At 71.0% G+C, this 17,807-nt stretch carries 17 protein-coding genes and 1 riboswitch; of the genes, 5 read left to right on the top strand and 12 right to left on the bottom strand.

Features of this window, described 5'->3' with window-relative positions; genetic code table 11:
• Positions 1-72 precede the first annotated feature (72 nt).
• Positions 73-780: a transglycosylase family protein gene (locus ACFWM7_RS22645; RefSeq protein ID WP_383263295.1), complete on the bottom strand. Its 708-nt coding sequence runs from the start codon at positions 778-780 to the stop codon at positions 73-75.
• 5 nt (positions 781-785) lie between these two features.
• Positions 786-964: riboswitch (cyclic di-AMP (ydaO/yuaA leader) on the bottom strand.
• 288 nt (positions 965-1,252) lie between these two features.
• Entirely contained in the window at positions 1,253-2,308 is a 1,056-nt protein-coding gene (locus ACFWM7_RS22640; protein ID WP_383263293.1) for a transglycosylase family protein, read from the bottom strand.
• 494 nt (positions 2,309-2,802) lie between these two features.
• Between ACFWM7_RS22640 and ACFWM7_RS22635 the strand changes: the two genes are divergently transcribed.
• Complete coding sequence (locus ACFWM7_RS22635) at positions 2,803-4,059, top strand: cytochrome P450 (protein WP_383263291.1); 1,257 nt, start codon at positions 2,803-2,805, stop codon at positions 4,057-4,059.
• 23 nt (positions 4,060-4,082) lie between these two features.
• Here the strand turns inward: ACFWM7_RS22635 and ACFWM7_RS22630 are convergent, their stop codons facing one another.
• The 5 genes from ACFWM7_RS22630 to ACFWM7_RS22610 form a co-directional block, all read right to left on the bottom strand.
• Positions 4,083-5,099, bottom strand: a complete 1,017-nt coding sequence (locus ACFWM7_RS22630) for a nucleoside triphosphate pyrophosphohydrolase (RefSeq protein ID WP_383263290.1) — start codon at positions 5,097-5,099, stop codon at positions 4,083-4,085.
• A gap of 55 nt (positions 5,100-5,154) precedes the next feature.
• The gene (locus ACFWM7_RS22625; protein ID WP_383263288.1) at positions 5,155-5,808 is read right to left on the bottom strand and encodes a SurA N-terminal domain-containing protein; all 654 of its coding nucleotides are present in this window, start codon (positions 5,806-5,808) and stop codon (positions 5,155-5,157) included.
• A 162-nt stretch (positions 5,809-5,970) separates the two neighbouring features.
• Positions 5,971-7,629, bottom strand: a complete 1,659-nt coding sequence (locus ACFWM7_RS22620; protein WP_383263286.1) for a protein kinase — start codon at positions 7,627-7,629, stop codon at positions 5,971-5,973.
• Positions 7,626-8,231, bottom strand: a complete 606-nt coding sequence (locus ACFWM7_RS22615; protein WP_383263285.1) for a hypothetical protein — start codon at positions 8,229-8,231, stop codon at positions 7,626-7,628. Before ACFWM7_RS22615 ends, ACFWM7_RS22620 begins: the two co-directional genes overlap by 4 nt.
• A 232-nt stretch (positions 8,232-8,463) precedes the next feature.
• Positions 8,464-9,210 carry an N-acetyltransferase gene (locus tag ACFWM7_RS22610; RefSeq protein ID WP_383263283.1) on the bottom strand — a complete coding sequence of 249 codons (747 nt, stop codon included), beginning with the start codon at positions 9,208-9,210 and terminating at the stop codon, positions 8,464-8,466.
• A gap of 345 nt (positions 9,211-9,555) precedes the next feature.
• Here ACFWM7_RS22610 and ACFWM7_RS22605 point away from each other — a divergent pair, with 345 nt between their 5' ends.
• On the top strand, positions 9,556-10,224 hold the full coding sequence (locus ACFWM7_RS22605) for a hypothetical protein (protein WP_383263281.1): 669 nt from the start codon (positions 9,556-9,558) through the stop codon (positions 10,222-10,224).
• A gap of 40 nt (positions 10,225-10,264) precedes the next feature.
• Here ACFWM7_RS22605 and ACFWM7_RS22600 read toward each other — a convergent pair whose 3' ends face one another.
• Entirely contained in the window at positions 10,265-11,083 is an 819-nt protein-coding gene (locus ACFWM7_RS22600) for an HNH endonuclease family protein (protein WP_383263279.1), read from the bottom strand.
• Between the two features lie 153 nt (positions 11,084-11,236).
• Positions 11,237-12,109 (bottom strand): hypothetical protein, encoded by an 873-nt coding sequence (locus ACFWM7_RS22595; RefSeq protein WP_383263277.1) that lies wholly within the window; start codon positions 12,107-12,109, stop codon positions 11,237-11,239.
• A gap of 116 nt (positions 12,110-12,225) precedes the next feature.
• On the opposite strand from ACFWM7_RS22595, the gene ACFWM7_RS22590 reads away from it, so the two are divergent.
• Positions 12,226-12,828: a TetR/AcrR family transcriptional regulator gene (locus tag ACFWM7_RS22590; protein WP_383263275.1), complete on the top strand. Its 603-nt coding sequence runs from the start codon at positions 12,226-12,228 to the stop codon at positions 12,826-12,828.
• Between the two features lie 126 nt (positions 12,829-12,954).
• Positions 12,955-13,827, top strand: coding sequence for a nucleotidyltransferase domain-containing protein (locus ACFWM7_RS22585; protein ID WP_383263274.1), 873 nt, complete (start codon positions 12,955-12,957; stop codon positions 13,825-13,827).
• A gap of 20 nt (positions 13,828-13,847) precedes the next feature.
• Here ACFWM7_RS22585 and ACFWM7_RS22580 read toward each other — a convergent pair whose 3' ends face one another.
• The 3 genes from ACFWM7_RS22580 to ACFWM7_RS22570 all read right to left on the bottom strand — a co-directional run bounded on the left by ACFWM7_RS22580 (position 13,848) and on the right by ACFWM7_RS22570 (position 17,279).
• Positions 13,848-15,845 (bottom strand): NACHT domain-containing protein, encoded by a 1,998-nt coding sequence (locus ACFWM7_RS22580; RefSeq protein ID WP_383263299.1) that lies wholly within the window; start codon positions 15,843-15,845, stop codon positions 13,848-13,850.
• Positions 15,846-15,960: 115 nt separating this feature from the next.
• On the bottom strand, positions 15,961-16,740 hold the full coding sequence (locus ACFWM7_RS22575) for a GntR family transcriptional regulator (protein WP_383263273.1): 780 nt from the start codon (positions 16,738-16,740) through the stop codon (positions 15,961-15,963).
• Complete coding sequence (locus tag ACFWM7_RS22570; protein ID WP_383263297.1) at positions 16,737-17,279, bottom strand: GntR family transcriptional regulator; 543 nt, start codon at positions 17,277-17,279, stop codon at positions 16,737-16,739. The genes ACFWM7_RS22575 and ACFWM7_RS22570 overlap by 4 nt, the downstream gene beginning before the upstream one ends.
• 143 nt (positions 17,280-17,422) lie before the next feature.
• Between ACFWM7_RS22570 and ACFWM7_RS22565 the strand changes: the two genes are divergently transcribed.
• On the top strand, positions 17,423-17,807 hold a 385-nt coding region (locus ACFWM7_RS22565; protein WP_383263271.1), incomplete at its 3' end, for an ATP-binding protein.

The following is a 17,807-nucleotide window of genomic DNA, read 5'->3' as shown; positions in this document are numbered from 1 at the left end:
GAGACAGGGCCGGGAAGCCGTGCGAGGGGAAGTGCCGCCGGACGCTTCCCCTCCGGGGAGGAGAGACGGCGATTACTTCAGGTGGAGCTGCTGACCCGGGAAGATCAGGTCCGCGTCCTTGACGATGTCGTCGTTCAGCTTGAAGACCTTGCTCCAGCCGCCCTTGACACCTTCCTTGTCGGCGATCTTGCTCAGGGTGTCGCCGGCCTTGACCTTGTACTCGCCGTCGCCCTTCTGGACCTTCTCGCCGGTCGGGGTGGTGACGGTCTTCTTGCTCTCGGCCTTGGGGGCCTCGCGCTGCTCGCTGCGCGTGGTGGGCTGCTCGGCCTGGCGCTCGGGCTGCGCCTGCTCGGGCTTGCTCTCGGACTGGCCGGAGCCGCCGGGGTTCACGCCCGGGTCCACACCGTCGTTGGTGAGGCCGCCGGCGCCGGCGCAGGCCCAGGCGCCCGGGCCCTGCAGGTCGAGGAGCTTCTCGGCGGTGGCGATCTGCTGGTCCTTGGAGGCCAGGTCGGCACGCGAGGCGTACTGCGTACCACCGGCGGCGGCCCAGCTGGACTGCGAGAACTGCAGTCCGCCGTAGTAGCCGTTGCCGGTGTTGATGGACCAGTTGCCGCCCGACTCGCACTGGGCGACGGCGTCCCAGGTCTCGACGGAGGCGGCGGAAGCGTTGGTCGCGCCCATCAGCGGGACGGCGACGGCGGCACCGGCGACACCCGCGAGGGTGGCGATACGGGTGGCCTTGGACGGGCGGCGGTGCTTGCCCTTGCTGTTCAGCAGCATGGAACGAATCTCCTCACCGACGCCTACGAGGTGAGCTGTCGGGTTCGGGCTGATGAGTTGCCCGGTCGCGCGACCTCGCGCACGACTTCACCCCAAGCCGGTCCCGTACGTTCCCCCTGAGGGGGCCGTGCGGACCCGGCGGCTTACCTGGTTCCCCCGCTCCTGCCTACGGCGCTTACGCGTCTGTTCCCTTCGACCGACGGCAGGATTCGGCGTGACGGTCGACGGGGCCCGCGGTGCGAGCGGCTTAGACCGTAAACACAGGCAACCCCGACATTCAAAGACGGACATAGGGGGCAATCAACCCGAACTCGCGGCGGTCGGGGGGCCGTTTCCGCAGGTCGGGGGTGATGCGTGCGGATGAGCCGGAAGAGGCGCGTGAGTTGAAGCAAAGAGACCCATGTCTCACTTACGCAAAGTGGACATAGGTCTCTTAACTGCCTCTGTTTTCGGGGCTTTTTCCCGAATTGGATCAGTTGCCGGCGGGCGCCCCGGCGGGCTCCTCGTCGCTCTCCGACGCGGCCTGGTCCGCACTCCGGTCCAGAACCAGATCCAGGCTCTGGCCGGGCAGGATCAGGTCCGGGTCGGAGCCCAGGAGGTCCTTGTTGGCCTCGTACAGGCCGGTCCAGCCCTGGGGAAGCTCCTGGGCGTCGGCGATCGCCCAGAGGTTGTCGCCGGGCTGCACCTCGTACGCGTCGGCGTTCGCCGCGCCGCCGTCCCGTGCGTCGCCGTCGCCGCGCGAGGCGTGCCGGCCGGACCCGCGGGGACCGTCCTGCCGGTCCGTGTCGGCCTCGTCGGGCGCAGGGGAGCCGCGGTGCTTGCCTCCCGTGCCGGTCGAGGCGTCGGGGGCGGTGGAGGGGCCCGTGACGTCGGGGGCGTCGGAGGCCGGCGGGGCGGAGGGCGTCACCGAGGAGCCGGGGCCGGGAGTCCCGCTCCCCTTCCCCGTGCCGCTCTTGTCGCCCTTGCCGTCCTTGCCCTCCGTATCACTCTTCTCACCCTTGCCGGACTCGTCGGCTTCACCGGACTTGCCGGATTCATCCGCCTCGTCAGGTGCGTCCGCCTCGTCGGTCGGGTCAGCCGAGGGGTCTGCCGACGGATCGGCGGACGGGTCGGGGGACGGCGAGGTGCCCGGGTCGACGCCGGGCAGGCTGCCGTCCACCGCGAGGCCGGAGATCACCGCGCAGCTGGGCCACGCCTTGGGGCCCTGGTCGTCCAGGACCTTCTCGGCGACGGAGATCTGCTGCGAGCGGCTGGCGAGGTCGGCGCGGGGCGCGAACGCCGTGCCGCCGTACGCCGACCAGGTCTCCTGCGAGAACTGGAGCCCGCCGTAGTAGCCGTTGCCGAGGTCGGCGCTCCACATGCCGCCGCTCTCGCACTCCGCGACCCGGTCCCAGGTGGAGGCCTCGGCGGCGTGTGCGCCGGTCGCGCCGAGCAGCGGGATGGCGATGGCCGATCCCGTCACGCCTGCGGCGACGACGATGGCGGGTGCCTGGCGAGGGCGGCGGTGTCTGCCGTTCGCGGAGCCCATGGGTATGCCTTCCGTGCGACTGACAAGCGAGTGACCTGAGCGTCGCGCAGCGGGGTTCCGTGCGGATTCCATGCCTGCGGCGGCGCACAAGTGACGCGTGAGCAACGTGCGACCGACGCGTCGAACCGTGAACCTAGCGGGACTCGAACGTGTGTCACAAGTCGATGCAGCGCAGATCACGTGAAAGTCACAGAGTTGACAGCGTGTCACTTTTTTCGGAACGGCTTCCCGGTGCGAACTCGACCGGAGGGCTGCGCGGCCTGCGCATGATGAGCCCGCTGCACCGGCGTACATCCCACTACAGCAGGGGGTACGCAGAACGCCGATCCTCAGCGAGTCGCCATGCACCGGGGTGCCGTCCTCACAGCGCAGGGTCGTGTTCTTGCCGTTGCCCCTGCTCGTCTTCCGGTAGGCCACGTAACCGTCGTGCATGGTCTCGCTCCAGACCCATACCAGTGGGCCCTCCCCGTACAAGCGCCCGATACCGTCGCCAGGTGAACGACATCCCGACTCCGGAACTCTTCTCCTGGGAGTTCGCGACCGATCCGTATCCCGCCTACGGCTGGCTGCGGGAGCACGCGCCTGTACACCGGACGGAATTGCCGTCCGGTGTGGAAGCGTGGCTCGTGACCCGCTACGCCGACGCGCGGCAGGCGCTCGCCGACGCACGGCTCTCCAAGAACCCCGAGTATCACGCTGATGACGCCCAGGGCCGCGCCAAGACCGGTATCCCGGGGGAGCGCAGTGCGGGCCTCATGACGCACCTGCTCAACATCGACCCGCCGGACCACACCAGGCTGCGCCGACTCGTGTCCAAGGCGTTCACCCCGCGCCGGACCGCGCTCTTCGCCCCGCGGGTCCAAGATCTGGCGAACAGCCTCATCGACGCCTTTGCGGAGAACGGGAAAGCCGACCTCATCCATGAATTCGCCTTCCCGCTCCCCATCTACGCGATCTGCGACCTGCTCGGTGTCCCCCGCGAGGACCAGGACGATTTCCGTGACTGGGCCGGGATGATGATCCGGCACGGCGGCGGACCACGCGGCGGCGTCGCCCGCTCCGTGAAGAAGATCCGCGCCTACCTGTCCGAGCTGATTCACAAGAAGCGTGCGGACCCCGGCGACGACCTGATTTCAGACCTGATCCGGGCGAGTGACCACGGCGAGCACCTCACCGAGAACGAGGCCGCTGCCATGGCCTTCGTGATCCTTTTCGCAGGTTTCGAAACGACCATCAACCTGATCGGTAACAGCGCCCACGCATTCTTCCGCAACCCCGTTCAACGATCCGTTTTCCAGAGTGCGGTAGAGCAGGGCAACGGCTCTCTCATCGACAGCGCCGTCGAGGAACTGCTGCGTTTCGACGGCCCGGTGGAGATGGCAACGTGGCGGTACGCCACCGAGGGGCTCGAAATCGGGGGGCAGCCGATCCGGAAGGGCGACCCGGTCCTCGTGGTACTAGCGGCGGCGGACCGCGATCCCGAGAGGTTCAAGAGCCCCGACACCCTCGACCTCACCCGCCGGGACAACCAGCACCTGGGATACGGACACGGCATCCACTACTGCCTCGGTGCACCCCTCGCACGGCTGGAGGGACGTACGGCTCTGGAGACGCTGTTCCGCCGCCTGCCGGACCTGCGACTCGCGGTGGACGCGGCCGATCTGCGGTGGCGCGGCGGCCTGATCATGCGGGGCCTGCGTACCCTGCCGGTCGAGTTCACACCGGAAACGTCAATCAGGACTGTCCGGTAGATCACTCCCCTCATTAGGGTCCTTTACCGGGCGCCTGGTACCCCGCCCTCCACCGCCAGGATCGCGTCCCTGTACGCCCGGGCCGCCGCGCGCAGGGCGTCTTCCGGGTCGGTGCCGTTCGCCTCGGCTTCTACAGCCAGGGCGAGGAGGTCGTAGCCGATGGAGTCGCCGGTGGGATCGGCGGTCGGGAGAGGGACGTCGAGGCCGGCCGTACGGACCCGGCTGCCGAGCTTCGCGGCGAGGGCCAGGCCGGGCTGGCCGAGGGGGACGCCCTCGGTGACCGACGTGCGCTGCTTCTCGATCGCCTTGGTGCGCAGCCAGTGCGCGTGGACGTCCTCCGGGGTCTCGGCGGTCTCGTCGCCGAAGACGTGCGGGTGGCGGTGGATCAGCTTCTCGACGAGGCCGCCCGCGACGTCGTCGATGGCGAAGGGCTCCTCGGGATCCTCCTCGGCGATGCGCGCGTGGAAAACGACCTGGAGCAGGACGTCGCCCAGCTCCTCGCGGAGTTCGTCGCGGTCGCCGTCCTCGATCGCCTCGACCAGTTCGTACGCCTCCTCGATGGCGTACTTGGCGAGGCCCTCGTGCGTCTTCTGCGAGGTCCACGGGCACGCGCGGCGGATCCGGTCCATGACCTGGACGAGGTCCAGGAGGCGGGCGCCGGGGAGGTCGTACGAGCCGGGGAGCAGTTCCAGGTCCGGCATCCGCATCCGGCCGGAGCCGCCGAGGCGGGCCAGGCCGTCGGTGAGGGGGGCGTTGCCCTCGCCGCCGGTCAGGACGACCACCGTCCGGCCGCCCGCGCAGTCCGCGACCAGCTCGTCCGCGGAGGGCGTGGCGTGTTCGACGCGTACGCCCGCCTCGCGGAGGTAGGGCAGTTGCGGCTGGTCCGGGTCCGCGGTGAGGACGCGGTCGGCGGCGTGCAGGGTCCGCCAGGCCGGCCAGGACAGCAGGCCGGGGGCGACCCGGTGGCTGGCGGTGAGCAGGACGATGCGGCCGGGGTCGGCGGGGGTCTCGACGGAGGCGTCGGGGGCTTCGGCGTTCACCCTGCGAACCTACCTCCGGCCGTGGACCTGCCTCCGGCCGCCGGGCCCGCCCGGCTCAGGCCTCCGTCGGCTGCTCGGGGGTGAACTCCGTGCGCTGGGTGATCCAGGGCGCGGTGTAGTTGCCGAGCTGCATCTTCTGGTCGTCCCAGGTGCCGAAGCGCGGGTTCACGTCGATGTCGAGGGCCTTCGACGCCTTGGTGAGGGCCTCGCCGACGACCTGCTGACCGGCGGGCGTGCCCAGGTCCGCGCCGAGCGCCCGGGCCAGCTTCGGGAGCTGGACCTCCTGGCGCATGTCGGCGTCGATCTGGTCCGGGGCGACCCAGCGCTGTTGGAGCATCATCGCCTCGAACTGCTCCTCGCCGCCCTGCTGGGCGCGGCTGGCCTGCCGCATCTCCTGGATCTCCTTGCGGGTGACCGTGACCCCCGCGTCGTCGGCGGCACGGTCGAGGATCCGGCCGAAGATCAGCCCATGCAGCTTGGCGCGGCCCAGCTGGCCCGACTTGTTCACCAGCTGGGCGGCCTGCGGGGAGCTCTCCTGGGCGGTGCGGACTTCCGCCGCCCGGTCCTGGACCGCCGACACCTCGATCCGCTCGCCGCCCACGACGGCCGCGGCACCGGGGTGGGCCTGGTTGCCGCAGGCGGAAAGGAGCGGCGCGGCGACGAGCGTTGCGGCGAGGACGGTGAGCGCGGTGCGACGACGGCGGTGCAAAGGAGCCTCCCGGGGAGAGTTTGTGCTTCGGTGCACAAAGCCTTGCGGTGATCGATGTTAGGCAGTGGATGTGGCCTGTGCCACTGATTCGACCAACGATTCGGTAGGAGTTGGGGATGTGGTCCTCGGCGGGGGTGCTCCGGGGGCGGTCCGGAGGTGCGCTCAGCCGCCGCGGACGTCCCGCTGGTGGCTGAGCAGGCGGCGCAGGTCCACGGGCAGCGGGTGGTGCGGCCCGTAGGTGCGCTCGGCGTCGTACAGCAGCGCCTGGAGCTGAGCCCGGCCCGCGGTGTGGTCGCCGACCGCCAGGAGCAGCTGTCCGATGCGGTGCCGGATGTCGAGCGCGCGGCCGGGGTCGGAGGTGATCGGCCCGTAGGCGTTCTCGTAGTACGGGAGGACCGCGCGGTACTCGACCAGCGCTGCCCCGGCCTCGCCGAGCTGTTCGAGGCACTGGGCCGCGTCGTAACGGAACTGGAGGGCCTGGGCGTCGGCCGGGCCCGCCTCGGCGGTGCGGTCCTCGGCGAGGCGGCGCAGCTCGGGAAGGGCGCGGCGGTACTGCCCGTCGTCCATGAGCGTCGCGGCGTACTGCTTGCGCAGGATGCGGACGACCGGTGAGTGCTCGCCGTGTTCGGCGGCGGCGGCCGGGAGCGTTGCGCCGAGGACGTCCACGGCCTGGGTGATCCGGCCCTCGCCGAGCAGCTTCTTCACCTCGTCCACGGCCCGCGCGACGTCCGGCCGGGCGGGCGGCGGGGTGGTGGGGCGTGCGGGGGTGGCCCGGGCGGGGGACGGGAAGACGGCCGGGGGTGGGGTGAAGGACGGCGGGGCGCCGAGGGAGGACGGCGCCGCGGCGAAGGTGGGCGGCGGCGCGGCGAAGGTCGCGGGTGCGGGCACGGGGGCCGGGGTGGTCGCCCGGTCCGGCCAGGGGGCGTGCGGCCGCAGGAACGGGCGGGTCGGGTCGAGCGGACCGGCGGGGGTTCCGTGCTTCGGCAGCAGCGGGGCGAGGTCCTCGTACACCTCCTGCGCGGAGGCGGGCCGGTCCTGCGGGTCCTTGGCGAGCAGCCGCAGCACGAGGGCCTCCAGTGCGGCGGGGACCTCGGGGCGGGCCTGCCGGACCGGGACCGGGGCCTCGTAGAGATGGCGGTGCAGGACGCCGAGCGCGGTGGACCCGGCGAACGGCACGTCACCGCTGAGGAGTTCGTGCAGGACGACCCCGAGGGCGTACAGGTCGGTGTACGGGCCGACCGCGCCGCCCATCGCCTGTTCGGGGCTCATGTAGGCGGGGGATCCGATGGGCGAACCGGTGTGTGTGAGGCGAGTGGTGTCGGTGTCCAGGACGGAGGCGACGCCGAGGTCGAGGACGGTGACGGTGCCGTCGGGGCGGACCATCACGTTCCGGGGCTTGAGGTCGCGGTGGACGATCGGCACGGCGTGCACCGCGCAGAGGACCGCGCAGAGCTGGGCGGCGACGGCCACGGCCCAGGGCCAGGGGTACGGGCCCTGCTCGGCGAGGTGGTCGCCGAGGTCGGCGCCCTCGACGTACTGCATGACGAGGTAGAGGTCGTCGCCGTCGCTGCCCGCGTCGTGGACGGTGACCAGGCCGGGGTGGTCGACCTGCGCGGTGACCCGGCACTCGCGGACGAACCGGCGGCGCAGTTCGTCGGCGGCGTCGCTGCCGGTGGGCCCGGCGACCCGGTCGGGGCGCAGCAGCTTCACGGCGACGCGGCGGTCCAGGCGCCGGTCGTACGCCGTCCAGACCTGGCCCATGCCGCCCTGGCCGAGGATGGTCGCCAGTTCGTACCGGTCGGCGATGATCCGCCCGCTCACCGGCCTTCGCCCTCCCTGTTCCCGTTGCTCTCCTTGCGGAGGTAGTCGCTCAGCTCGTCCAGCTCGGCGCGGACCTGGTCGAGGCGCTGGGGCGCGGGTGTGGGGGTGGGCGGCGGAGTCGGCGCTGTGTACGGGTTGGGCTGTGGGTGCGGCTGGTGCTGGGCGGGGTGCTGTGGCTGGTGCTGTTGGTACGGGAGCGGCGGGGCGGAGTGCCCGGAGGCGGTGGCGGTGTACGGGGGCGGGGAGCCGAGCGCGTTGTAGTGCCGTATCTCCGCGTACAGGTAATACGTGATCACCCCGGCCAGCAGGCCGAGGATCCAGAGCATCATGAACAGCGCCGCCGCGTCAGACATCTGGTCGGGGTCGTCCGGCGTGGCCATGATGAAGGCGAACAGCCCGATGTTGAGGGCGATGACGACCATCAGCAGGGCCCAGTCGCGCGGCCTGCGGGTCACGATCGCGAGCCGCAGCATCGCCGCCCAGCCCAGCAGGCCGCAGCTCAGCACGGTCACCGCCACGAGGAGCACGCGCACCGTCGTGAGCGTCGCCGAGGACGGCCGGGATGTCGTCGGCTGCTGCGGCATGGGGCCGTAGCCGTGCATGTGCTGCTCCTGGGACGCGTATGTCGGACGTGTGGGGTGAGCGTATACACCTCCGCCGACAGGCTGACCCCGGTTGTGCCCGGTTGTGCCCAACCGTTGTCGTTCCCCCTCCCGCGCGTGACCGTGCCGTCCGATGGACCGCCGTACTCCCCGGGAGCAGCCCTCGCACCCGAGGTCGCCGTCACTGGGGGTCGCCGTTACACCAAAGGTCGCCGCCGCACCGGGGTCGCCGTCACAGCCGGTGCCGTACCCACACGTTGGGCTCGACGTAGACCGCGTATCCGTGCGCGAGGGCGCAGTGCACGGGTACGAGCGCTCCCGGCACCTCCACCGGACCGTCCGTGTCGAACGGCAGCCCGGTCCAGTCCCGCCACTGCGCGAGCGAACCGCTCACCGTCATCGACACGGTGGCGACCGAGTCCACCGTGCCGCCCGCCCGGGCGTGGACCCGCAGCCACGGGTCCTCGGGCAGCCCGTCCTCGGGGCGGGTCAGCCGGGCGTACTCCTCCATCGGCAGGCCCGCCTTCAGGTGCTTGCCGCTCGGCCGCACCGGGGCGACCAACTCCCGGAGGCCGAGCCGTTCCGCGTTGCCGCGCATCGCGGCGAGCATCCGGCCCGATATCCCCTTGCCCTGATGGCCGGTGGCCACCGTGATCTCGATCGCGCCGACCGTGTCGGGCGTGCGCCCGCGCCGCAGGTCAGCGAAGGCCCACAGCAGCATCCGGTCCCAGCCGCCGACGGGCAGCCGGCCGCGCCCGGGGGCGTCCAGCACGAAGGGCACGCTGTAGGCGCGGGCGACCACGACGCCCTCGGGGTCGGTGGCGACCAGCACGTACTGGGGGAACTCGACAGCGATCCGGGCGAAGTTGGCCCAGCCGACGATGTCCTCCAGCACGAACTCCGGCCAGGTGTCCGGCATCCCGTCCATGGCGTCGGCCAGCTCCGGGCGCTCGGCGAGGGTGGTGATGATCAGCTCCATACGCGCGACCCTAAGCAGCCAGCACGGCTCCCACCAGCGAATATCGACGCGGGCCGCCGCGCTCGGGAGACGGCGGGAGGCCCGGGCTACCCTCTCGCCGCCTGACAACGACGACACCACCGGACTCCCCCGCCCCCGTACGCGTCCGGCACGAGGTCGCGGAACGGGCCCGCTTCCTGGTCAAGGAGGCGGGCGGGGACGTTTGAGGACCGGCGTGATCCGGCCGGAACCGTGAGGTGCGCATGCCGCGTCCCCACCCGTGACTTTCCACCCCGTGTGCGATTCGAACGCGACCCGTGCGCCACCCGTGCGTCACCCGTGCGTCACCCGTCGAGGAGCAGAACCATGAGCCGGCCCGGCAGTACACCGACCCGCCCCCGGAGAGGCGCCGGGTGTCTGCAGAGCCTGCTGGTGCTCGCGGTGATCCTCGGACTGGGCTACGGAGCCTCCAAGATCTTCGGTGACGAGTCCTCGAAATCGACGTCGAAGTCGTCCTCGTCCTCCTCCTCGGACGGCAAGGGCGGCAAGGGCGGCTCGTGGGAGATCGGTGACTGCGGAGGCCCGGACCCGGAGAACAAGCCGGACGGCTACCGGGCCTTCGACTGCGACGAGTCGGGCGCGACCTTCAAGGCCCTGAAGATCGAGGACGCGAGCTTCCTGCCCAACGCGATCCAGTGCCCGGCCGGAACGGACCTGATCATCCAGGTCTCCCGGGTCTTCGGCTCCGGCGACGGCAAGAAGGGCGGCGGCATCCCGACCAACACCGTCTGCGGCCGCAACCTGACGGGTGACCACCCGGGCGACGCGGGCGCCGGCGGCGGCCAGCTCGTCGAGGGTGACTGCATCTCCGCGACGGCCAAGGAGATCGCCTGCGCCTCGGTCGGGGCGAACGACTTCAAGGTCCTCGGCCTCGTCAAGGAGAAGACCGAGTGCCCGGCGGCGACCACGGAGCCGATGCAGCTGATGATGGCGATGGGCCGGCCGTACGACGTCATCTGCGGCGGCAAGGTCTAAAGCCCCCCCGGCCTCTCCCCGGTGTGGCGGTGGCGGCCGCTCAGCCGCCGCACTGGGTGAGCATGGCCTTCTTGTCGGCCGTCGTGACCGGGAGTTCGTACTTCAGCGAGACCTGGGCGAACCGCACCGCGTACGAGCAGCGGATCGGCTTGTACGGCGGCAGCCACGAGGCGGGGCCGGAGTCCCGCTTCGCGTTGTTGGCCGGGCCGTCCACCGGGATGAGGTTGAGAGGGTCGTTGGCGATCTGCTCGCGCTTGGACTCGTTCCAGCGGGCGGCGCCCATCTGCCAGTCGTAGGACAGCGGCATCACATGGTCGATCTGCACCTTGGTCGCCTGCTGCTTGCGCCAGTCGATGGTCTCGCCGGTGTAGGGGTCCTGGAGCGCCATCGCCATGACGACACAATCGGAACCCGCCTTGTGCTCGATGTCCTTGCCGTCGCGGGCGAGCAAGTCGTTGCGGGTGTCGCAGCCGTTGCGGGCGAGCGGGATGCCGTCGACGCCGTCCTTCCACGCGTAGCCGAACTTGTCCCGCTCGTAGCCGGTCTTGGGGCCGCGCCCCTTCGTGGCCACCTTCTCGATGAGCTTGCGGGCGGCGGCCCGGTCCGCGTCGGTGGTGAGGGGGGCCAGGCCCGGCTTCGTACCGTCCGGATTGTCCAGCGGGCTGGCGCCGAAGCCATCGGCGGACTGTGCGCCGCCGTTGGTCCCGCCGCTGCTGCTGCCGCTCGTGCCGTCGCCGTCGGCGGAGAGGTCGTCGGGGTCGCAGCCCGCCAGGGCGAGCACGACGAGGACGCCGAGGGCGGGCAGGGCCACTCGGTGCGTACGGCGGTGCTTCCTGCCGTGCGTACGGGGATCTATCACGTGAAGCCATCCCTACAGGGAGAAAACCGAACGCCGAGAATCCTAGAACCTTCTGTCCCATGGGATCTCGTCCCATGGGCGTCTTCCCCGCAAGGCGCGGTTCCATGACTGAGCTTCAGCTCAAGGCGATCCGGGCCGCCGGGACGGCCCGGATCACACCTTGCCGATCCCGAGGGTGTTCTCGGCGGGCAGCAGCCCCGAGCCGATGACCTCCAGCCACGGCTCCCCCAGCAGTTCCGCCAGCCGCACGCGCCCCGCCTCCCCCAGCGCGCGCCACGGCGCGGCAGCCTCCTCGTCGGTGCGCAGTTCCAACCGTGCGCGCAGTTCGCGCCCCGCGTCCATGGCCGTGCCGTCCGCCGCGAGCAGCCCGCGCTGCTGAAGCCGCCGCCGGGCCGCGCCCCACTCCGCCGCGCCCCACCCCCGGCTCGCGAACACCTCCGGGGCGGCCGCGCCGACCGCCGCGAAGGAGACCAGCGACTCGACCGGGTCGAGGCCGGCCGCGACCAGGGCGGCGACGTGCCCGTCGCCCCGGTGCTCGCGCAGGACGGTCGCCGCCTGCCAGAGCGTCAGGTGCGGTGCGTCGGGCCAGGGCAGGGCGGAGTTGGCAGGGCCGAGGCCTCCGGGAACCCCCGGGCCCGCCGCCTCCGCCGCGCGGCGGGCCAACGCGGCCGCCTCCGCGAACTCCGGACCCTCCACCCGGTCCCCGAACAGGGCCCGGTAGGCCCGGTCGACCGCCCGCAGCCGGGCGGCGAGGACGGCGTCCGGGGCGGCGGTCGCCCAGACGTCCGGAACGTGTCCGTCCACCATCACCGGGGCGAAGCTGTGGAACGTCCGCACCACCTCCCGCGCGTCGGCCGCCGCCCCCAGCGGGGCCGCACGCCAGGCGAAATAGCTCGCCCAGCGCTCCGTGGTGTCGTACCCCAGCGCGGCGGCCTCCTCGAAGGCTTCGGGGGCGTAGTACAGGACGGCGTGCAGGGGCTCCAGGAGGTGCCACATCTGCCGCACGCGAGTCGGCTCTCCGGTCATGAACTCCACCCTCCCGAACGGGAATCGCGCATCTAGTCAGCGACTAGATCGGACTTCCAGCATGCGCGGGCACCGTCGAACTTGTCAATGACTAGATGCCGGGTAGGGTGCTGCGCATGAGCAGTGAACGCGAGCGCACCTACCACCACGGCGACCTGCGGCGCGTGATCCTGGACGCCGCCCTCGACGTCATCGCCGCGAACGGTCCCGCCGCTCTGAGCCTGCGGGACCTGGCCCGGCGGGCCGGCGTCTCGCACGCCGCGCCCGCGCACCACTTCAAGGACCGCACGGGCCTGCTGACCGCCGTGGCCGCCGAGGGGTACGCCCTGTTCGCCGACGCGCTGGCCGGGGCACCGGATCTGCGGGAGCGGGGCGTGGCGTACGTACGGTTCGCGGCGACGCACCCCGCGCACTTCCCGGTGATGTTCCAGCCGGACCTGCACCGCGCCGACGACCCGGACCTGCTGGCCGCCCGCACCCGGGCGACCGAGGCGTTGCGCGCGGGCGTGGCGGACCTCCCACCGGGCGGCCGGGGCGCGGACGACCGGCTGGCGGGGGTGGCCGCGTGGTCGCTGGCCCACGGCTTCGCGACGCTGCTGCTCAGCGGCAACCTGGCGGACGCGATGGAGGGCCGGGATCCGGAGGAGGCGTTCCGTTCGCTCACGTCGTTGATCTTCACGCCGGAAAACACGGCGACGGGTGACGGTGACAGCCCCTAGGCTGCCTCGCATGGGCGTTTCCTGAGCGACGAACGAGGTCCCGCAGCGGGACCGGAAGCAGCCCGGTGTCGACCGCCGGGCCCCGTTCGCCTGCCTACGCACCCACGCCACTCAGGAGGCCCCGCCATGCCGCACGCACGCCCTCGCCCTGCCCGTACGCCCCTGCCCGCCGACGCCCTGCCCCTGGACCGCCGCATCGAGCTGCTGCGCACGACGGCCGAGGCCGACCCCCGCGTGGAGGGCGTCCTGCTGTACGGCTCCTGGACGCTCGGTGAGGCCGACGCCCACTCGGACCTGGACGCCTGCCTGTACGTACGGGAGGAGGACGTCGAAGCCTTCGACGGGCGGGAGTTCGTCGAGCGACTGGCCCCCCTGAAGCTGGCGTACACCAACATGTACGGCATCCTCGCCGTGGTCTTCGACGACCTGATGCGCGGCGAGTTCCACGTAGAGCCCACCGGCTCCGGCATCGCGGAGATCGCCACCTGGCGCGGCCAGGTCCACTTCCCCCGCCCCGAAGCGGCCGTGCTCCTGGACCGCACCGGTGACCTGACCGCCGCCGCCCGCGAACTGGCCGCCTTCCGCCCGCCGGAGCCGGTGACCACCGCCCAGCAGCTCACGGACGAACTGGCCAACTGGACCCTGATGCTGGCCCACGTGCAGACCCGGGGCGAGCACGCCCGCGCCCACCACCTGCTGCACGCAGTGATCGCCCCGCTCCAGCTGAAGCTCTGCCGCCTGCTGCGCGGCTCGACCACCCACTGGCTCACCCCGAGCCGCGCCCTGGAGAGGGACCTGCCGGGCGCGGACATCGAGCGGTACGCCACGACCACCGGGCCGCTGACCCCGCAGGCCCTCCGCACGGCGGCCGCGAACAGCTGGGAGTGGAGCCGCGAGCTGGCGGTCGGGGCGGCAGAACGGTGGGGGACGCGACTGCCGCTGGGGCTGCACGAGGAGATCGCGGAGGTGCTGGCGCCCGGTGGCGGCCCGATGGGCTGAGCAGCCCACCCGAAGCCCCGCTATGGAGTGCGGGCCGTGGCGGGGGCACGCGCGGGGGCGGTGGGGCGCGTGAGCGGAGCGGGATGGCGCGCGAGCCACTCCTGGAACTCGCGGTGCCGGAACTGGTAGACACCGCCGGTGATGCGGATCAGCCCCGCCGCGTGGCACCAGTCCAGGAAGCGGCTCAGCCTGAAGGGGACTCTGCGGAAGTGGACCAGCAACCAGCACAGATACATGGCCGAGTCACCGCTGACCGCACAGTAGAGCACACCGAACACAGCCAGGAGGGGCAGACAGTCCGTCAACCCTAGGCCCGCCCGAAGACCCAGGCCCAGAAGGACAACAGCAGGCCACCCTAGGGCGAGCGCGGTGAAGACGCCCCCGCGAGGCCAGCCGGACGGGCCGATAGCTGCGGCATCCAGAGTGTTCCCCGCGAGGAAGCCGACGTACAGCGTGAGCATGGGCAGCACAGCCAACGCCAAGGGCCAGTCACCGATTCCCCCAAGCTGCTCCGGGGCCACGGACCGCCAAAGGATCATGACGGGCAGAATTGCCAACACCAGCACGCCCCAGCGGTTACGTCCCGTAAAGGCCATCTTCGACGCCACCGACCACAGAGGGCTGCGCCATGGCGGCAACCACATGTCTGAGCGTTTGATCAAACGGTAACCACGAGGACGCAGGTGAAGCAGAGCCAGCACCGCCATAGCTACAACAAGCAACGAGACGCCCCACTCCGCGCTCCCACGGGTTCCGTTCAGCAGGAAGGCCCACAGCGAGACCAGCGTAAGGAAACTGACCGTCACGACGTACAGCATCCGGGAGCGCCAGGCTCCAGGGGACCGCGCCAACTCCGGCAGCACCAGCGTGTTTGCTCCACCGTTCTGCGACGCCAGTCCCAGCGCCAGGTGATGCAACCAAGTGTGTACTTTCTCAGGGGAGTACCGATCCTCATCATCAACAGCGCGTACGGACGCGGGGATGAAACGGGCGAACATCCTGTCCGTGACTTCCTGCTCCGTCCGGACTCCGAGCAACTCCCCCGGACGGTTGACCTGTTCGTAAGCCGTCGCCATGGCGACCAGCCTCCACGGCGTCGAGAGCGATCGAGCCAGGACTCCTTGCGGATGGGCACGCAGCTCATCCAGGACCGGACGCCACTCCCCCTCCCGATGGATGGCGTCCTGGCGCATCGCGAGGAAGCGAACCGCCTCCTGAGCCTCCACCGGATCGATCTCCACCCGGCCGGCGTCCAGCATGGGCCTGCCGGATGTTTCCAGTACGTCGTACAGGTCGGTCCGACAGGTCAGCACGACCGGCGCCGGCTCCAGCCCGCTCTGGTAGCCGGTCAGCGCGTCCAGCACCTGCTGCGCTCGTGACTCCGGGAGCGGCACACCCGGCTCGTCCAACTCGTCGAGCCCGTCGAGGACGGGGAGCACCAGGCCCGAATCCATCAACTGGGCCGCATGCGCGGAGGTGATGCCGTAGTCCCGCACGAGATGCCTGACCACCCAGTCGCGGAAGAGCTCCTGCCGCCCCCAGTCACCGAGCGGCAGCAGCACAGGCACCGGTTCGGCCTCCGTCCGCCTCCTGTTGAACTCCGCGACGAACGCTCGCGCCAGCACGGACTTTCCAGCTCCCGGCTGTCCCGTGATCACCAGGCGGCGGGGTCGGACGGCCCCGTAGTCCGCGACCAGCCCGTCCAGCGTTCCGTTCGGAACCAGAGGCCTCGTCGCGCTCCTCGCGTGCGAAGAAGTTCGGAAGGTGAACGAGACGCGCACGGGAATCCGGTCGCCGCCGATGACGCGCCGAGACAACAGCTCCGCGCTCGCCACTGCCTGCGCAAGCCTCCCTGTCAGGGCCGCTCTGTCCTCCGCCGGAACAGCTTCCGTACCTCGCCGAAGGGCGAGGGCCAGCGTCAGGACACCCAGTGCCGCGCTGACCACGGCCACCCGGTCCGTCAGGCTCTTGGCACCCTCACCGAAGCCCAGTACGTACGTCAGGCAGAGCACCAGCATCACGCACGTACCCGTGATGAGAGTGGTTCGGGCTCGCCGCCCCGCCTGTCGGTTCCTCTTCATCGACGCCACTCTGCCATCCCCCACTGACATCCATAGGGAGAGCGCCCGGGCGTCACTCCGGCGTGAACTCGTACTGGACCTCGTACAGGTGTCCCGCCTTGACCATCACCGTGGCCTCGATGGGCCGGTCGTCGTCGCTGAACACCACGCGCAGGGTCCGCAGGACCGGGAGGTCCCCGGGGAGCCGGAGCAGTCTGTACTGCTCCTGCGTCGCAACGCGGGCCGAGACGCGGTCGACGCTGAGCCGGGGCGGGTGGCCCAGCGACGCCAGGAGCGTGGGCGTGCCGCCCGGAATGCGGCGGCGTTCGGTGATGGCGGTGCCGTCGGCGATATCCAGCGGGTAGTAGGAGGCGACGAGTTCCGCGGGCTCATCGTCGATCGACAGCAGTTGGTAGCGGAGGATCGCACTGCCGCCCGGTGGGAGCGCCAGCGCGTCCGCGACATCCGCCGGAGGGCAGGCCTCCGTGACGGCCAAGAGGGTGCTGCGCGCGCTCGTGCCGGGGTTCGCCGCCTCGGTCAGCCAGCGGTACGGCTCTCCCGACGGGGACGGCGCCATGTACGCGGCGGGCCGTATGGTGCGCTGCCGATGTTCGCGTACGGTCACCGACGCGCCTGCCCTGCCGACCACGAGGTGCTCGCCCTTGAGGAGCTGCAAGGCCTTCTGAACGGTGGCGTTCGCCGCGCCGAACCGCTCCTTCAACTGCGCGGTGGAGGGCAGGCTGTCACCCGGAGCCAGGTCCCCGGACATGATGTCGTCCCGCAGGTCGGCCGCGATCCGCTCGTGCAGGGGGCGGCCGTCCGCCTCTTCCGTCTCCGGTCCGTGCACCGTCATCCGATCCTGATCTCGTACCGCAGTTTCTGACCCCGGGGAGGCATGACCATCACATCGACCTGAAGCGGCCGACCATCGGCGTCCAGGGTGAGCCGGGTCAGTTCGAGTACCGGCTCGTCTGCCTTGAGCGACAGTGACGCCCGCTCATTCTCGGACGGCATGCGGGCTGCCACGTCCTCCTGCGCCCGGGTGCCGACGTAGCCGAGTTCGGCGAGCAGCCGGACGGCCCCTCCCCTGATCTTCACCGTGCCGGCCAGCCCCGTACCCCGCGCGATCTCCACGGGGTAATAGGTATCGGTCAACTCGCACGGTTCGTCGTCGAGATACATGATCCGCCGCCGCGCGACGACAGGTCCGCCCTGCTCCACCGCGAGCAGGCCAGCCACGCGTTCCGGGGCGGCGACTTCACCGGCGCTCACGATCTTCTGCGTGCCCCGTCGCCCCACCGACGCCGCTTCGGCGCTCCAGACATCGCCTCCGTCCGCCTCCGTCGGGGCCAGGTAGTGAGTGGACGCGCTGATCACTTCGCCCTCGCCCATGGACTCCTCCTTCACCGACGACGGACCTTGCCGGTGCACACGGTAGGCGACTCCGTCGAACACCCCAAAGAGTACCTTGCCGCCTTTCACGAATAGCAGTACGGTCACCTTGTTGCGACCCACGAGCAAGGCGGTGAACCACCGTGTCCTCTTCGCAGTTACGGCGCTTACGGCGCTTCCCCCGACGGCGCACATCCGTCGGTGCCTCACGCGATTTCGTCGTCCATGTCCTCAGGGAATGGCAGCTCACGGACCTGATCGACGACATAGAGCTCTGCGCCTCGGAACTGGCGACCAACGCCCTGCTCCACGGCGTCCCACCGGGACGGGAATTCGCCGTCCGGCTCGACCTGACGGACGACCTTGTACGACTGGAGGTTCGGGACAGCGGCGACGGGCGGCCGGAGATTCAGCACGCTGACGAGAGCAGTTGCTCTGGGCGCGGGCTGTTCCTCGTCGGTGAACTCGCCGCGGACTTCGGCTTCGACCACCATGTCGTGGGCAAGACCGTGTGGGCCGCCTTCAAGC

Source organism: Streptomyces sp. NPDC058375, assembly GCF_042723425.1.
Taxonomy (GTDB): Bacteria; Actinomycetota; Actinomycetes; order Streptomycetales; family Streptomycetaceae; genus Streptomyces; species Streptomyces durocortorensis.
The sequence above is the reverse complement of the archived record's forward strand: the minus strand, read 5'-3'. Positions and strand labels throughout refer to the sequence as shown.

Bases quoted from the DNA above. Each gene is read 5' to 3' on its own strand.
- ACFWM7_RS22590 (WP_383263275.1), top strand. From the start codon at position 12,226: ATGAGCAGTGAACGCGAGCGCACCTACCACCACGGCGACCTGCGGCGC.
- ACFWM7_RS22645 (WP_383263295.1), bottom strand. From the start codon at position 780: ATGCTGCTGAACAGCAAGGGCAAGCACCGCCGCCCGTCCAAGGCCACC.
- ACFWM7_RS22580 (WP_383263299.1), bottom strand. From the start codon at position 15,845: ATGCTGGTGCTCTGCCTGACGTACGTACTGGGCTTCGGTGAGGGTGCC.
- ACFWM7_RS22615 (WP_383263285.1), bottom strand. From the start codon at position 8,231: ATGCACGGCTACGGCCCCATGCCGCAGCAGCCGACGACATCCCGGCCG.
- ACFWM7_RS22575 (WP_383263273.1), bottom strand. From the start codon at position 16,740: ATGACGGTGCACGGACCGGAGACGGAAGAGGCGGACGGCCGCCCCCTG.
- ACFWM7_RS22570 (WP_383263297.1), bottom strand. From the start codon at position 17,279: ATGGGCGAGGGCGAAGTGATCAGCGCGTCCACTCACTACCTGGCCCCG.
- ACFWM7_RS22595 (WP_383263277.1), bottom strand. From the start codon at position 12,109: ATGACCGGAGAGCCGACTCGCGTGCGGCAGATGTGGCACCTCCTGGAG.
- ACFWM7_RS22610 (WP_383263283.1), bottom strand. From the start codon at position 9,210: ATGGAGCTGATCATCACCACCCTCGCCGAGCGCCCGGAGCTGGCCGAC.
- ACFWM7_RS22585 (WP_383263274.1), top strand. From the start codon at position 12,955: ATGCCGCACGCACGCCCTCGCCCTGCCCGTACGCCCCTGCCCGCCGAC.
- ACFWM7_RS22605 (WP_383263281.1), top strand. From the start codon at position 9,556: ATGAGCCGGCCCGGCAGTACACCGACCCGCCCCCGGAGAGGCGCCGGG.
- ACFWM7_RS22640 (WP_383263293.1), bottom strand. From the start codon at position 2,308: ATGGGCTCCGCGAACGGCAGACACCGCCGCCCTCGCCAGGCACCCGCC.